The sequence below is a fragment of the Lagierella massiliensis genome (genome assembly GCF_001407835.1).
In the GTDB taxonomy this organism is placed as follows: Bacteria; Bacillota; Clostridia; order Tissierellales; family Peptoniphilaceae; genus Mediannikoviicoccus; species Mediannikoviicoccus massiliensis.
Map to the genome: position 1 here is coordinate 54,133 of NZ_CYUO01000005.1, position 15,507 is coordinate 69,639.

Consider the following 15,507-nt stretch of genomic DNA (forward strand, 5'->3'; position numbering starts at 1 on the left):
AAGAATGGAAAAAGAGAAAAACAAAAAGAAGACGAATAGGCTTCCCATAGCCATTGGTCTTGGAGTGGTGTTTGCACTAATTTATTTTTATGTGGTGCTTCCACCAATAAATCTATACTCTGCAGAGTTTTATGTGTCACTTACAATTGTTGTGGCAGTGACATCACTACTGGTGGTGCTGTTACATACCAGAACATTTAAAAACTTTTTGCAGACTGGGAAGGTCTTTATTGGAATATTGGTTCTTGCATGGGGAATTTTTATTTGTATGAACATAATATCCCTTCCAATATTTCACGCAAAAGCCTATTCAAACCTGCTTGGTATCGAAGATGGCGTGTTTAAAGAAGATGTAACTCAAGTGGACTTTAATAGAATTCCCGTAGTAGACAGGGATACTGCAGCAAAACTTGGTTCAAGAAAGATGGGAGAGATGGGAGAACTTGTTTCACAGTACAATATCGACTCCTCCTATAGCCAAGTTACCGTTGACGGAAAGCCAGTTAGAAATACGCCACTGGTGTATTCGGATTTAATAAAGTGGTTTCAAAATAAAAAAAGTGGAATACCATATTACATCTCAGTTGATATGACAGAGCAAGATGTTAAAATGGTTAAACTGGAAAAGTCAATTAAATATTCCTTCTCAGACAAGTTTGGAAGAAATATTCACAGACTAATAAGATTTAAATATCCAACAGCGATTATTGACGAAATAAACTTCGAAGTTGACGACAACGGAAAACCATATTGGGTTGCATCAACAGTAAAGCCAACCATTGGACTTGCTGGAGGCTTTGACTCAAACTCAGTTATAGTAGTTGACGCTTCAACGGGAGAAGCCAATAGATATGATGTGGGAAATGTACCAGAGTGGGTTGACAGAGTTTACTCTGCAAACATAGTTATGAAACAACTAAAATGGAATGGGGGGTTAAAAAGAGGTTTTATAAATCAATATATTGGTCAAAAGGGAGTTAACCAACCAACAGACGGATACAACTACCTTTCAATAGATAACGACATCTATATGTACACAGGAATCACATCCGTATTACAAGATGAATCCAACATAGGCTTTGCACTTATTAACCTAAGAACCAAAGAGGCGAAGTTCTATCCAGTATCATCAGCAGACGAAAAGTCTGCAATGGAATCGGCGGAAGGCGCAGTGCAGGAAAAGGGATATAAGGCTACATTTCCAATCCTTATAAACCTATACAATAGACCGACATACTTCCTTTCATTAAAGGACAACGCAGGACTGATTAAGACCTATGCATTTATAGATGCACAGAACTACCAAACTGTAGCAACGGGGGCAACTGTAGAACAAGCCCTTAACGCATACGATAGCACTTCAATTTCAAAGGAGACCCCGACAGAAGAGCTTGACGAAAAGACCATTACAATTTCAGAAATAATTCCAGTAACAATAGATGGAAACACAAATTACTTTATTAGAAATAAAGGAGATGACGTGGTCTATGTTGCACCAATTTCAGCAAGCAATAAATTGCCATTTATGAAAGAGGGCGACGTGATTAAGATAAAGGGCGAAGATTTGGGCAAACAGTTTAATATAGCAAATATTGAAGAATAGTTTATGAAAAGAAGGCAGAGATGCCTTCTTTTTTAAGTACATTAAATTTAGTGATTTAAGAAAGTTAATGGTATTAAAATTATTCTTGAGTAATCGTGAGAAAGACAAAGGATATCCGATTTAATCAGACGATGTTTATTATTTTAAACAACAAATGATATACTGAAGTTGAAGCTTTAAAATTAATAAGGAGAACAAATTGAAAAAAATTTTAATCATAGAGGACAATAAAGAAATTGCATTGCAGATAAAAAAATTTCTTTTAAAAAATCAATATGAAGTTGATGTTGCGAATTCATATTTTGATGCCCTTAATAAAATTGATATTAAGTATGATGCTTGTTTGTTGGATATTAATTTGCCAGACAGAGACGGACATCATTTAATAGATGAACTTAAAAACAAAGATATTCGAATCATAATTACTACAGTTAAAAGCGATGAGAACTTTATTATAGATTCTCTCGATAAAGGGGCAGATGATTATTTAATTAAACCATTTTCACTTGCCATATTGCGAGCAAGAATTGATGCGGTTTTAAGAACAATTCCTCTAAGTCAAGACAAAAAAATTACTTACAAGGATATCAAAATAGATTTAAATCAGTCAAAAGTTTATTTTAAATCTAAACTTATAGAATTAACTCCACTTGAATACGAAATGTTATTATTATTTATCAAAAATCCTCACAGAGTTTATACAAGAGGCCAGCTGCTTGAAATGTTTTGGGAAGATAGGGATAAGTTCGTAAATGATAATACTCTCACATCAACTATTAAGAGAATCAGAGAAAAGCTTGATAGGGAAGTTATCACTACTGTTAGAGGAATTGGTTATAGGATGGATTGAGATGCTATATGTATTTTGGATAATAAGTCTGGGACTACTTTATTATTTCTTGGAAAAAAGAAAGAAAAATAGAATAAATGAACTTATAGATCTGATAGAAAATATGAAAAATCAAAATTATAAAATTCCTATGAAGCAAGATGATTTTTCAATTTTAGAAGATAAAATTTACAAGCTATTTACAGAAATAGTAGAAGCCAAAGAGAAAAGCACTAAAAATAGCGAAAAGCAAATCGAATACTTGGAAGATATCGCCCATCAAATCAAAACTCCCATCACATCTATGCTTTTTTCCATAGAAAATTTGGAGATGGACTACCCAGATAACGAAGATGTAGAAATTTTGAAAAGACAAACAATTAGATTAAACTCTCTTTCCGATATACTACTTAAGCTTTCAAATTTAGATGCAAATAAGAATATGATGAAAAAAGAGTCTGTGAACTTGAATGAAGTTTTAATGTATGCACTTGACACTCTAAACGTAAAAAGCGGTATAGATGTAGTAGTGGATAACAGTTTAAAAGAAAAATATATTGAGGGAGATTTTTATTGGATCTGTGAAGCTATAATAAATATTTTGAAAAATGCTTCAAATAGACCAGCTTGTGACAAGATTATTATTAATTCATACAAAAATCCACTCTACACTTCGATTACAATTGAAGATAATGGAGGAGGAATAGAAAAAGAAAATATAAAAAAGATATTTAAAAGATTTTACAAAACTCCCGACTCAAATGGATTTGGAATTGGACTTGCCATGGCAAAGACAATTGTTGAAAAGAATAATGGAGAAATAGTTGTTAAGAACGTAGATGACGGGGCAGTTTTTGAAATAAAATTCTATAATGTCACTTAATAATCACATTGGTTTTATATGATGACCTTAGACAGGGAGGTTATTATGGAGATATTAAAAGTAGAAAAATTAAGAAAAGAATATGGCGAGGGTAATTCTAAGGTCATTGCCTTAGACGGTGTCAACCTTGAAATTGAAAGAGGAGAATTTGTCGCTATTGTTGGACCAAGCGGATCTGGGAAGTCAACGCTTTTACATATCATTGGAGGAGTGGACAACCCAAATGATGGGAAAGTTTATATAGATGGTAATGATATTTCAAATTATACTTCAAAGGAATTGGCATATTTTAGAAGGAGAAAAGTTGGACTAATCTATCAGTTCTATAACTTGATTCCAAATTTAACAGTCAGACATAATATAGAACTTCCTCTTAAATTGGATAAAAATAAAATTGAGACAGAATTATTTGATGACATTGTAAAAAAATTAGGTATTGAGGACAAATTAGACTCTTTTCCAAGTGAACTATCTGGAGGACAACAACAGAGGGTTGCCATTGCAAGGAGTTTGATTTATAGACCTTCAATTATTCTTGCAGATGAGCCGACGGGTAATTTGGACAGGAAAAATTCGAAGGAAATAATTGAAATTTTCAAATACTTTAATAAGACATTAAAACAAACCATCATACTTATAACTCATGATGAAGAAATGGCCTTACAAACAAAACGCATTATCACAATAGTAGATGGAAAAATTGTAGGAGATGAAAGAAATGAATAAAAAGAATTTTCCTATTTTCATTTCCTTATTTATTGTAAGTCTATTTTTCACCATTATTTTTTATTTTGGATATAGAAGCTTGACATCCAAATATGGTAATTATATGGCTTCAAGCTTTTATCATGGGGAGATTAAAGAAGAACTTTCAAATGAAGATGTTGAAAAGTTAAAATCCATTGAAGATATAGACTTGGTTGGGAAAATGTCCCTTAATCCTGACAACGGAAAGCTTGGCGACGATTTAGTCGTTGTCAACTACCAAGACGAAGCAATCAATAAAATGAGAGAGTATTCAAGACTTATTGATGGTAGATTTGCTGAAAAGGAAGACGAAATTATACTATCTGAAAGTCTTGTAAAGGAAAATGAACTTAAAATAGGCGATCGTGTAGAACTTGATTTAGGCAAAAGATTTTTAGATGGGGAAGAGATAGGCCCTACAAGTGCAAATACTGGCAGGGAAAAATTTGAGAGCAAAGGTTCTAAGAGTTTTACTTTAGTCGGTGTTTATGGAGATGTTTATAACAAGTACAGTAAACTAAGTTTTGCCTTGGGGCTACAAGATAAAATGACCACTTTTAGAACCTTTGTAAAATTTCATTCATTTGAAGAAGCTTATAAAAATAGAGATAAGATACAAAATGAAATAAATAATACACTTGGTAAAGATGTTCATTTAGAATTCTCCGAGAGTCTTATAAATTATTACGGAGTAGAAAACGACCCCTTACAAAACATAACGAGCAAGGCCGTTCTTGTTTTATCAGTCCTTGGATGTATAGCAATCTTTGTGTTTTTTATAAAAAACATCTTTTGGGTTTGGGGGCTAAGTAAGATTCGAGAGCTGTCCATTTACAAATCTATAGGATCTACCAATGGACAAATCTATCTGCTGCTCCTAAAGGAAGGACTTCTTACATCTGGAATTCCAATACTTTTAGGACATCTTGTAGGCTTTTTCTCTATATATTATCTGTACAAATACATTCAAATAGACAAACAATTAAGTGAATTTAATCTAGTAAAGTTTAATCCCTTATTAAGTTTGGCAATAATTTTAGTTTCTTTTATTATTGTGGCAATAGCCATTAAATCCCCTGCGAAAAAGATTTCTAAAATAAACATTATAGACGGCATAAGAGGAAATATAGATTTTTCAAAATCAAAGAAGAAAAGAGCCAAAGATTTTTGGAAGGAATTAAAACTCAACAACTTGGCTTCAATAAAATCACAGAGATATATTTCTGCAATAGGGATAATAATTATCTCAATGTTTATAATCATCATAGGCATCGGAAGTTACTACAGAGATTTTTATCATTACGATGATGGCTATAATTTTTCTGTGGACTATTTTAGCAAAAATAACCAAGTCCCAAAAATATTAAAAGAAATTGTAGATAGAATTTCTAATGAGAAGTCTTATATTTCAAAAGACAAGTATGTTCAAGTTGAAAACAATAACGAATTCTCAAAAGAAGCAAAGGCAGCTGGCTTAGATGAGGAAGCGAGAAAGAATATTAAAAAATATAAGTCAGAGGGTATGGCTGGATTTATCATCGCCTTGGAAGAAAAAGACTTAAGAGAACTTGGAGGAAAGAAGGGCGAATTTATTCTCTACAATACAATTCAAGAAGATTCTTCTATTCCAATAGCTAAGGCAAAGAGAATATCCTATTTTGAAAACCCACAGACTTTAGATATCAACATAAATGATTATAAGAAGACGATTGAAATTTCAAAGACAATAACAGATTTGGGAAAATATAAGTCGAGAACAATGCCTTTTGATGTAAAAGTTTATACAGATTTTGACACTTATTTTAAACTTATGGAAGAAGCAGGTGATGAAAAACACACAAACTATGCTTATAAATTAAATATGAAGATAAAAGATTCTGACACCAAAGATGTAAAAGAATATGTAGAGGCCATGATTAGAGAACAAATTTCACCTGAAGATAGATTTAATATCACAACAGGTGAGGAAACCACAAAAAATGAATATAATGATTTGAAAAGTCTAATAAAAATTGTAATAGGAATTGCATCGATCATTTTTGTATTAAATATCACTAACGGCTACTCATCCATTAATTTAAGTCTCATGAGCAGAAAAAAAGAAATCGCCAGCCTTTACTCTTGTGGAATGGATGTAGATGAGTTAAAGAACATCTATCAAAAGGAATTTATTGAAGAACAGGTAAAATCCTTTATAATTTCTATTATGGTGAGCTTAGGAGTTATGTTTGTAATATCATTAATCGCTTCTGATTTAAGGATGAGTACTTTAATAAAATATTATGACTACAAAAGCTTCCTTGGATTTTCCATAGTGGTCTATGGAATAAATTTATTGATATATCATTTCTCCCTAAAGAGGATCTTAGATAGACCGACTATAGATTTGATTAGGACAATTTAAACTAAGTAAAATAGCCCGTGAAAAGGGCTATTTTTAGTATAAGAGATAATGGTATACTATTAGTAGCTATAGAAAAGGAGACTAAGTAAGTGAAAAATATTTTAATAATAGAAGATGATAAACATCTTAATAAGGGATTATCTATAGCATTAGAAAAAAACTATGGAGTGATTTCTACATTTTCTATAAGCGAGTCAAAAAAACATATTAATGATTCTGATTTAATTTTACTTGATATGAATCTTCCAGATGGAGATGGACTTGAAATAATAAAATACACGAGGGAAATTTCAACAATACCTATAATAGTTCTTTCTGCTATAGATTTAGAAGCCTATATTATTTCAGCAATTGAATTAGGTGCGGATGACTACTTAACTAAACCTTTTTCTTTGGGTATTTTAGAGGCTAAGATAAAGAGGGCATTTGAGAAAATCAACTCTGATGATTTAACTACTTATAAAAGAGATGGAATTGATTTCAATTTTAGTGAGAATAAGTTTTCAGTCGATGGTGTTAATTTTGATTTGACGAGAACAGAAATTAAAATTTTATATGTATTGATAAAAAACAAAGGGCAGGTTTTAACAAAAGAAACACTATTTGATTTAGTTTGGGGAATTGATGATGAATTTATAGATAACAACACTCTTAGTGTAAATATTTCAAGAATCAGAAATAAACTAAAGCCCTATGATCCAATTGAAACTGTGTTTGGAGTTGGTTATAAATGGCAATTTTAATAGGTCTTTTAGCTCTTATAATTGGAATTATTTTATATAAATATATTGTCTTGAGAAGTGAAATGAGTGAACTCTCAGAGTATATTGATAAGGCTTTGGATGGAAATTTAGAAATTACAGAATTTGATGAAAAGGAATTATCTAAAATAAAATCAAAACTTGTGAAATTTTTATATGCTAATCAAGTTAAGGAATCTAAATTAAATTTGGAAAAGAATAAAACTAAGGATTTAATAGCAGATATATCCCATCAAACCAAGACACCAATTACAAATCTTTCTCTCTACATTAGTTTATTAGAAGAAGATCCAAAAGAAGAATATATAGATATTATAAAATATGAATTGGACAAACTTAAATTTTTAATTGATAACCTGGTAAAATCTTCCAGGCTTGAATCAGATATCATTGTTTTGCAAAAAAATAAAGCTAATTTAAGAGAGTTGGTAGATGATGTGTTAAGAGAATTTAAAGAACCACTATTAAATAAAAATATAAATATTTAATTTAAAAAAGAGGATTGCATTTTCAATTTAGATGAAAGATGGATGAAAGAAGCAATTCATAATTTAATAGAAAATGCGATTAAATATTCACCAGACGATTCAACTATAAATATATCTGTTTATAAATCTTACCTAAACTATAATATAGACATAGAAAATGAGTGCAAAGACTTATTAGAAGAAACTTTGCCAAAGATATTTGAAAGATTTTATAGAGGAAAAAATTCAGTTTCCAAGGACGGTTTGGGTTTAGGTCTATATATAGCCAGAGAAATTATAGAAAAACATGGCGGAAATATAAAAGCGTCTTTGGACAAAAATAGAATAAAATTTTCAGTAGACTTCCCATTGTGAGAAGTCTTTTTTCTTACAAAACTGTAAGAAGTATTGTAAGTTGTTTGTAAGATGAGTTTGGTATTCTTTTAGGCAAGAGGTGATAGAGATGTTAAAAGTGGAAAATTTAAAAAGATATTATAAAACAAATGACGTGGAAGTAAGGGCTCTTGATGGAGTTTCTTTTGATGTGAAAAAAGGAGAATTTATTTCTATAATTGGAGCAAGCGGTTCTGGTAAATCGACTCTATTACATTTATTAGGGGGACTTGATTATCCTACAAGCGGGAAAGTTTTTATTGATGATACGGACATTTATGCTTTAAAAGATGATGAGAGAACTATTTTCAGGAGAAGAAATATTGGTTTTGTCTTTCAAGCATATAACCTTTTGCCCATGCTAAATGTGTATGAGAATATAATTATTCCCTTTGGTCTTGATGGGGACAAGGTAGATAAAAAATATGTTGATTCTGTAATAGACATACTTGAGATAAGCGATCAAAAAAATAAAATGCCAAACGAATTATCTGGTGGACAGCAACAAAGAGTTGCCATAGCAAGAGCCTTGGTTACCAAACCTTCTTTAATTTTAGCCGATGAACCTACAGGTAATTTGGACTCAAAATCATCTTCGCAAGTTGTTTACTTATTAAAAAAGATTAATAAAGAGCTTGGAAATACTATTCTTATGATTACTCACGATGATGCTGTAGCTCAAGCTGCGAATAAAGTGATTCGAATTGAAGATGGGAAGTTGGTGGAATAATGAAAGTCAAAAATAAAGCTTATATAAGGCATCTTGCAAAAAATATTTTAAATGCGAATAAAAATAGAAGAAATATTCTCTTAGGTGCAATTGCTTTGACTTCTATACTATTTACAAGTCTGTTTTCCGTAGCCTTAGGTTTAGGGAAAAGCATGGAAACTCAAACGATGAAAACTATTGGATCAATCAGCCATGGTTCTTTTAAAGAACTCTCTGACAAAGACATAAATATTTTATCTAAGGATAAAGACATAAAGGAATTTTCAATAATAGAGAAAGTTGGAATACTTGATGATGAAAAAGTGACTGCGGAACTATCTTATATGGATAAAAAAGGATTTGAATGGTCTCTAATAGAAAAAGTTAAGGGAAAGTTTCCAGAAAAAGAAAACGAAGTTTTTATAGATATATCAACTGCTAAAAAATTAGGTTGTAAGGGTGAAATTGGAGAAAAAATAGAAATTCCCTACAATATTGAAAAACCTTACATTGGAGAAATTATCGAAAAGAAAAGTGATAAATTTATTATTTCTGGAACTTTTCAAAATCCTATTGACTCCAATGTGGGTGTAGGTCAAATTTATTTATCAAAAGCTTATGTAGATAAATTATCCCTTCCAGAAAATAATAAAGACTTGGAGGTAATGTTAAAGAATTCCTTTATGATAAGGGATAATCTTTTAAAAATTGCAGAGAGAAAGGGCTATAAAGTGGTAGATGAGCCTGGAAATTTATCCGACAAGGAAATAAGGATTGGTGTTAACTTTGCCTATCTTTTATCTGGTGATAGTAGTTTTGATTTTAATGAATTTCTACCTTACTTAGCTTTCTTGATTTTGGTAATGGTCGCAGGATACTTAATAATAAACAATATTTTCAAGATATCCGTAAATGAAGATATTAAACTACTGGGGCTTTTAAAAACAATTGGAATGACAAAGCCACAAATCAAAAAACTTGTTCATCTTGAGTCTTTAGCAGCCTCCCTTCCATCAATAATAGTTGGAGATATAGTAGGAATTTCTATAGGAAAAATTATTTTAAATAAAATATTTGTAAGTAATGAGATGTTGACGAATGTAAAATTATCGCCTGCAGTAATAATCTTAATTATTTTATTTTCCACAGCCTTTACTTTGCTTACAGTATTTCTATCAGTGATGAGACCTGCAAGATATGCAGCAAAAGTTTCTCCAATAGATGCCAGCAGATACAACGAAACCACGATAAAAAAGAAATATAAAAGTGATAATATTTCTTTAGGCAAGCTGTCAAGAAGACAAGTATTTTCCAATAAATTTAGATTTATATCCATAGTTCTTTCCATTAGCCTATATGCTGTTATTTTGAACAGTGTTTTAACTTATACTGGTAATATTGATTTAGAAAAGGGGATATCTGATGTAATTGCAACGGATTATAATATAGCAAGCCCAAAATATTTTAGATACATGTACTCAGGAATTGATGACGAAATTGACAAAGAATTTATTGATAAAATAGAAAATCAAAAGGGATTTATAGGTGGAGGCGCCTTATATTCCTATGGATATGAATACTATTATCCAGATATTAAAATAGAGGACAAAAAATTCGCGCCGTTTCTATTTGGAATGGATGATTTTCTGATAAACAAACAAAAATTTATTGATGGAGAGTTTGATAAAGAAAAATGGCAAACAGGAAATTATGTTATCATAGGAGAATATGAAGATAAAAAATCTGCATTTAAACCTGGCGATAAAATAAAGATTAATGTAAATAGCAAGGTAAAAGAAGTCCAAGTGATGGGCAAGATTGAATATAATTTTTCAAATGGATTTAGATACTTTCCTGTAATTAAGGAAGATATAAACGACGAATCAAGTCCTACTTTAAACTTGGAATATATTTATATGAATCCGAATGAGTATAAAGAGCTCACAGGAAATAAAAGTATAATGTCCTATGGATTTGATGTGGCGGATAGTGAAAAGGAAAATTTTGATAAGTTATTAAAAACTTTTGAAAATGAGCCAGAATTTTCCTACGATTCAAGAGACCTTCAGATTAAATCTACAACGGAATTCAAAAATTTAATAGAATTTGCTGGCTATAGCTTATCTATAGTATTGTTCTTAATTTCTGTGCTGAACTTTATTAATGTTATTGCTACTGAAATCTTGAAAAACATGGTGAACTTGTCAATCCTTGAAGCAATTGGAATGACAAAGAAAAATATAAAAAAATATTTGGTGAAAAAGAATTTGATTTATTCTTTATGTGGCTTAGTATTTTCTTTCATCATTATGCTTCTTGTAGATAAATTTATTTTGATTGATTTCATGGAACAGACTAAGTGGACTTCATATAAATTTGTAATTATGCCACTTATCCTTGTAAACTTTGTAAATATAATTATCGGGATAATATTTACTGGAAAGTTCTATGAAAAACACAGTAAAAACAGTCTGGTTGATAGAATTAGAAGTTTAGAATAATATATAAAATTCAATTTTAAAAGGCGATGAAACCCATCGCCTATTTTCTATTCTATTTCATTTAACAACTGGAATACTTTCTTTTTTAAAACTGGATGTACCAAAAAGGGTTCAATTTCATTTAGTGGTTCCAATACAAATTTTCTTTCTTCTATATATGGATGTGGAACTTTTAGTCTGTCGTTATAGATTATTTCGTCGTCAATGAAAAGTATATCTATATCGATTGTTCTTGGTCCCCACTTTTCGTGACGCTCTCTACCTAGTCCCAGTTCTATTCTTTGAGTAATATCTAAAAAGTCTAAAGGCTCTTCAAAGGACTCTACCACCACCACTTTGTTTAAAAAGTCATCTTGGTCAGTCTTTCCCCATGCCTTTGTCACATAGTCACTGGACTGTCTTATTATTTCAAAATATTTAGACAGTTCTTCTATGGCTCTATTCATATATTCTTCTTTGTCACCAATGTTTGAGCCAAGGGACAGGTAGTATCTTCTCTTTGTTCGTGATATTTCAACTGAAACTGTATCCAGTGGAAGATGTACCGGCGCCCAAGGTTTTTTTAATTCCAGGTCAACTCTTTCTACCATTTTATATTTATGGAAGATAAATTCCACAAGTTTTAAACATGCCTCTTCAATAAGGTCATAGGACTCTCTTTTAAATTCTTCAGTTAGCTCCTCTGCCAAGACTCCATAGTGAATTGAAGACTCAAGGTCATTTTCACGGGCAGCCTTTGTCATGTTATAATAAATTTTCAAATCTAACACAAATTTTTGTCCAAGATTTTTTTCTTCTTCAAACACGCCATGCTTACCAAAAATTGTTAAATCTTTTATTCTGAGTGTATCCATAACTCTCCTCTAATAGGTAATCCTGTGATTTTTCTTCTCTTCAGACCAATAGCAAATATCATAAGCTGGGCATCTAAAGCAAATTCGTGAAAGCTTGTCTGCCTTATAAAAAATTTCGTTTAATGCAGTGCTCTCTTGTTTTTCTCTATGCTTTCTGATGCAGTCCAGAATCATTTCTATTTCTTCTTCATTAAACGAAGTAAGAGGAAGTAATTTTTCTGCAATATCGGCGGAGGCCTTATCATGGTCCGTTCCATATCGGTACTGCATAACCCTTCCAATGTCGTGAAGAAGGGCAGTTGTATAAATTAAGTCCTTTGATATATCAAGACCTTCTTCCAAAACCATAATGTAACATATCCTCGCCACGTCTAAAAAGTGAGCAAGATCATGTTTGCAAAATGGTCTTTCTCTTTCAAACTCCTCCAACTCGTTTAAAAGTTTTACATACTCCTCATTAAACATTATGATATTTGTGTTTTCCATATTACATCTCAATCAATCTATAGGCTTCGTTTCTAAGATCTAAATCTGTTTCCATTTCTCCAAGGGCAACTGAAGTTACTGTGTAAGAGCCGGGTTTTTTTACTCCACGCATTGTCATACACATATGTTCAGCCTCAATAACTACAAGCACAGCCTTTGCCTGTAAATAATCCATCATAGCCTCAGCCACTTGAAGATTTAATCTCTCTTGAAGTTGTGGTCTCTTTGCATAGGTTTCAACTGTTCTTGCAAGTTTTGAAAGACCGGCAACTCTTCCATTTGGTACATAGGCGATATGTGCCTTGCCATGCACCGGTAAAAAATGATGTTCACACATTGAGAAGAACTCAATGTCTTTAACCACAACAATATTGTCATTAACATATTCGAAGGTCTTTGAAAGATGTTCTTTAGCATCTTTTCCAATACCTGAAAAAATTTCTTCATACATTCTTGCCACCCTTTGAGGGGTTTCAAGAAGTCCTTCTCTATTTGGGTCTTCTCCTACAGCTTCAATTATCATCGATACTGCTTGTTCAATTTTCTTTTTATCCATTCTACATACCTCTTTCTTGTTTTTACAAATAAAATTAACCAGTACCAATAGGTACCGGTCTTCCGCAAGTATGATAATAATATTAGCGGAAGCGATAAGACACCGCAATTTAAAATTTTCGTTAAAGGGCAACTCCCTATCCCTTTACACTTAACGCGTCTTACCTACTCTATTCTGTATTCAATTATACCATACAAAGGGGGTATGGTATTCTAATTATTATAATACCCGTAAAATAAAATTTTTAACATGAGTTACAAATTTATTAAACAGGGTATATATTTTATGAAATATTTTACATAAAAAATTCAAGGAGGATGTTATGGAAGGTGTAAAGAGCGCAAAGAAAGGCTTCACAGTTAAATTAATCGTTGTAATTGCTTTTTTAGCAATACTCTATCTGTTCAGAAACACAACATGGGTTCAATTGACATCCATAGGTGCTTTTGGTTCTTACTTAATCTACGATGAACTTGCATCACATGGTGCTAAGGAATTAGCTTTACGTGTCATAATATTATTTTTGGTACTTGAAGCCATTACAATTTCAATTTTTATGAGGTGATAAGGTTACAAAATAGTTTACAAAAACCTAAACGTACATTATAATGTACTTGGAGGTGCATTCTATGAGTTACATTAATATTACAAATTTTAGAAAAAATGCATTCGAATATATTAACTCTGCTGTAGAATTTGGAGATGTGATTAATATAAGTACAAAGAATGGAAATGCAGTAGTGCTAAGTGAACAAGATTATAGGGACATGTTGGAATCAATATTTTTTGCTCAAAACAGCACAATGGCAGACATTTTAATAGAAGGTAAAAACACTCCGTTAGAGGAATGTGAAGAATTCGAGTGGTAATGTACAAGCTTGTTATGACTAAATCCGCAAAAAAGGATAGAGATAAAATAAAAAATGAGAAGAACTTGAAGAATAGAGTTCAATCTCTTTTAGAAGTTATACAAGAAGATCCATATAAGAATCCACCGCCATTTGAAATGTTAAAAGGAAATTTTAAAGGATTGATTTCAAGAAGAATCAATATACAACATAGACTTGTATATGAGGTATTTGAAGAAGAAAAGATAATAAAAATAATTAGTATGTGGACTCATTATGAGTTTTAGAAAAGAGAGCTGGTAAAACAGTTCTTTTTTTGTTTTAGCAATCAAATAAAATCTTTTAAATATAACTCTTTATTTTACATTTTACTAAATTTGATGTATCTTTATCATAGAGTTCCTAAGGGAGGTATAAAGGTGGAAAGAATATTTAAATATAGAGATAAAGTTATAAAATCCGGTGGCAAGACTATTTTATGTGGAATTGTAAATGTGACTCCGGATTCTTTTTCTGATGGTGGCAAGTGGTTTGACACTGAAAAGGCCATTGAACACGGTCTTGAACTTGTAAAGCAAGGTGCGACTATGATAGATGTTGGTGGCGAGTCTACAAGGCCCGGTGCTACAAAGGTTGATGTGCAAGACGAAATTGACAGGGTCGTTCCTGTAATAAAGGGACTTAAGGAACGTACTGATGTACTAATTTCCATTGACACATGGAAGAGTGAAGTTGCAAAGGCTGCCATAGATGCAGGTGTTGATATTATAAATGATATTACAGGAATGCTTGGAGACCCTAACATGGGTAGTGTTGTTGGAGACTCAGATGTTGGAGTTGTTGCAATGTTTAATCCAGTTATCCTTAGACCAGAGCACAAGTCATCAAAGGCCTTTATGAAGTTTGGTGGCGACGGTGTGTTCACAAAAGAGGAAGAAGAAAGGGCAATGAGGGAATCAATAGTTGACTCATGCAAGATGTACTTTGAAAAGACTTTGGAAGTTGCAAAGAAAAATAATATTTCTAAAGAGAGAATCATGCTTGATCCAGGAATTGGATTTGGACTTACAAAGAGAGAAAATCTTGAGCTAATTAAAAATTTTAAATTCATTCATGAATGGAATATTTTTGCATTTATCGGAGTATCAAGAAAGAGATTTATTGTAAATATTCTTGAAGAGGGTGGATTTAATGTAGACTCAAATACTGACGAAGGCTTTATAAATAGGGACGACGGCTCAGCTGCCCTAACATCAATTGCAGCATTTATGGGTGCAGAGGCCCTTAGGGTACATGTTATTCCAAGACATAAGATTGCAGCGGACATTGCAGACGCTGTTAGGATGGCGGAAGAAACTGAAGATATAAACTTTGAAGCATATAAAAAATAAATTCCATGGTTCTGCCGTGGATTTTTTTATTTTGATGTTCTCCATATAAATATATGTTAAAATATACCTGAAAGG

General features: G+C 31.8%; 16 protein-coding genes, 1 pseudogene and 1 riboswitch. Of the genes and pseudogenes, 14 read left to right on the forward strand and 3 right to left on the reverse strand.

Annotated features, from left to right (window positions below; genetic code table 11):
• The first annotated feature begins 4 nt into the window (after window positions 1–4).
• The 10 genes and pseudogenes from BN2746_RS03850 (at window position 5) to BN2746_RS03890 (ending at window position 11,297) form a co-directional block, all read left to right on the forward strand.
• Complete coding sequence (locus BN2746_RS03850) at window positions 5–1,603, forward strand: hypothetical protein (protein WP_055078540.1); 1,599 nt, start codon at window positions 5–7, stop codon at window positions 1,601–1,603.
• 199 nt (window positions 1,604–1,802) lie between these two features.
• Window positions 1,803–2,453: a response regulator transcription factor gene (locus tag BN2746_RS03855; protein ID WP_055078541.1), complete on the forward strand. Its 651-nt coding sequence runs from the start codon at window positions 1,803–1,805 to the stop codon at window positions 2,451–2,453.
• Between the two features lies 1 nt (window position 2,454).
• On the forward strand, window positions 2,455–3,315 hold the full coding sequence (locus tag BN2746_RS03860) for a sensor histidine kinase (RefSeq protein WP_055078542.1): 861 nt from the start codon (window positions 2,455–2,457) through the stop codon (window positions 3,313–3,315).
• Window positions 3,316–3,360: 45 nt separating this feature from the next.
• On the forward strand, window positions 3,361–4,041 hold the full coding sequence (locus BN2746_RS03865; protein WP_055078543.1) for an ABC transporter ATP-binding protein: 681 nt from the start codon (window positions 3,361–3,363) through the stop codon (window positions 4,039–4,041).
• Window positions 4,034–6,466 (forward strand): ABC transporter permease, encoded by a 2,433-nt coding sequence (locus BN2746_RS03870; RefSeq protein ID WP_055078544.1) that lies wholly within the window; start codon window positions 4,034–4,036, stop codon window positions 6,464–6,466. Before BN2746_RS03865 ends, BN2746_RS03870 begins: the two co-directional genes overlap by 8 nt.
• Before the next feature lie 89 nt (window positions 6,467–6,555).
• Window positions 6,556–7,209, forward strand: a complete 654-nt coding sequence (locus BN2746_RS03875) for a response regulator transcription factor (RefSeq protein WP_055078545.1) — start codon at window positions 6,556–6,558, stop codon at window positions 7,207–7,209.
• Window positions 7,197–7,715, forward strand: a complete 519-nt coding sequence (locus BN2746_RS09160) for a sensor histidine kinase (protein WP_231718317.1) — start codon at window positions 7,197–7,199, stop codon at window positions 7,713–7,715. The genes BN2746_RS03875 and BN2746_RS09160 overlap by 13 nt, the downstream gene beginning before the upstream one ends.
• 42 nt (window positions 7,716–7,757) lie before the next feature.
• The gene (locus BN2746_RS09165; protein ID WP_231718318.1) at window positions 7,758–8,069 is read left to right on the forward strand and encodes a sensor histidine kinase; all 312 of its coding nucleotides are present in this window, start codon (window positions 7,758–7,760) and stop codon (window positions 8,067–8,069) included.
• An 88-nt stretch (window positions 8,070–8,157) separates the two neighbouring features.
• Window positions 8,158–8,833 (forward strand): annotated as a pseudogene (locus BN2746_RS03885) (ABC transporter ATP-binding protein).
• A complete protein-coding gene (locus BN2746_RS03890; RefSeq protein ID WP_055078546.1) occupies window positions 8,817–11,297 on the forward strand; it encodes an FtsX-like permease family protein in 2,481 nt (826 codons plus the stop codon). Before BN2746_RS03885 ends, BN2746_RS03890 begins: the two are co-directional and overlap by 17 nt.
• Before the next feature lie 47 nt (window positions 11,298–11,344).
• Here the strand turns inward: BN2746_RS03890 and folK are convergent, their stop codons facing one another.
• From folK to folE, 3 genes are read right to left on the reverse strand one after another with little or no spacing between them, the layout of a single operon-like run.
• Window positions 11,345–12,151, reverse strand: coding sequence for a 2-amino-4-hydroxy-6-hydroxymethyldihydropteridine diphosphokinase (gene folK, locus BN2746_RS03895; RefSeq protein ID WP_055078547.1), 807 nt, complete (start codon window positions 12,149–12,151; stop codon window positions 11,345–11,347).
• A 9-nt stretch (window positions 12,152–12,160) separates the two neighbouring features.
• Window positions 12,161–12,637: an HD domain-containing protein gene (locus BN2746_RS03900; RefSeq protein WP_055078548.1), complete on the reverse strand. Its 477-nt coding sequence runs from the start codon at window positions 12,635–12,637 to the stop codon at window positions 12,161–12,163.
• A gap of 1 nt (window position 12,638) precedes the next feature.
• A complete protein-coding gene (gene folE / locus BN2746_RS03905) occupies window positions 12,639–13,193 on the reverse strand; it encodes a GTP cyclohydrolase I FolE (protein ID WP_055078549.1) in 555 nt (184 codons plus the stop codon).
• Between the two features lie 81 nt (window positions 13,194–13,274).
• Window positions 13,275–13,367: riboswitch (THF riboswitch) on the reverse strand.
• Window positions 13,368–13,515: 148 nt separating this feature from the next.
• Here folE and BN2746_RS03910 point away from each other — a divergent pair.
• From BN2746_RS03910 to folP, 4 genes are all read left to right on the forward strand, one after another.
• A complete protein-coding gene (locus BN2746_RS03910) occupies window positions 13,516–13,758 on the forward strand; it encodes a hypothetical protein (RefSeq protein ID WP_055078550.1) in 243 nt (80 codons plus the stop codon).
• A gap of 64 nt (window positions 13,759–13,822) precedes the next feature.
• On the forward strand, window positions 13,823–14,062 hold the full coding sequence (locus BN2746_RS03915) for a type II toxin-antitoxin system Phd/YefM family antitoxin (protein ID WP_055078551.1): 240 nt from the start codon (window positions 13,823–13,825) through the stop codon (window positions 14,060–14,062).
• Window positions 14,062–14,328 (forward strand): Txe/YoeB family addiction module toxin, encoded by a 267-nt coding sequence (locus BN2746_RS03920; protein ID WP_055078552.1) that lies wholly within the window; start codon window positions 14,062–14,064, stop codon window positions 14,326–14,328. The genes BN2746_RS03915 and BN2746_RS03920 overlap by 1 nt, the downstream gene beginning before the upstream one ends.
• A 132-nt stretch (window positions 14,329–14,460) precedes the next feature.
• Entirely contained in the window at window positions 14,461–15,432 is a 972-nt protein-coding gene (folP, locus tag BN2746_RS03925; protein ID WP_231718319.1) for a dihydropteroate synthase, read from the forward strand.
• Window positions 15,433–15,507 lie beyond the last annotated feature (75 nt).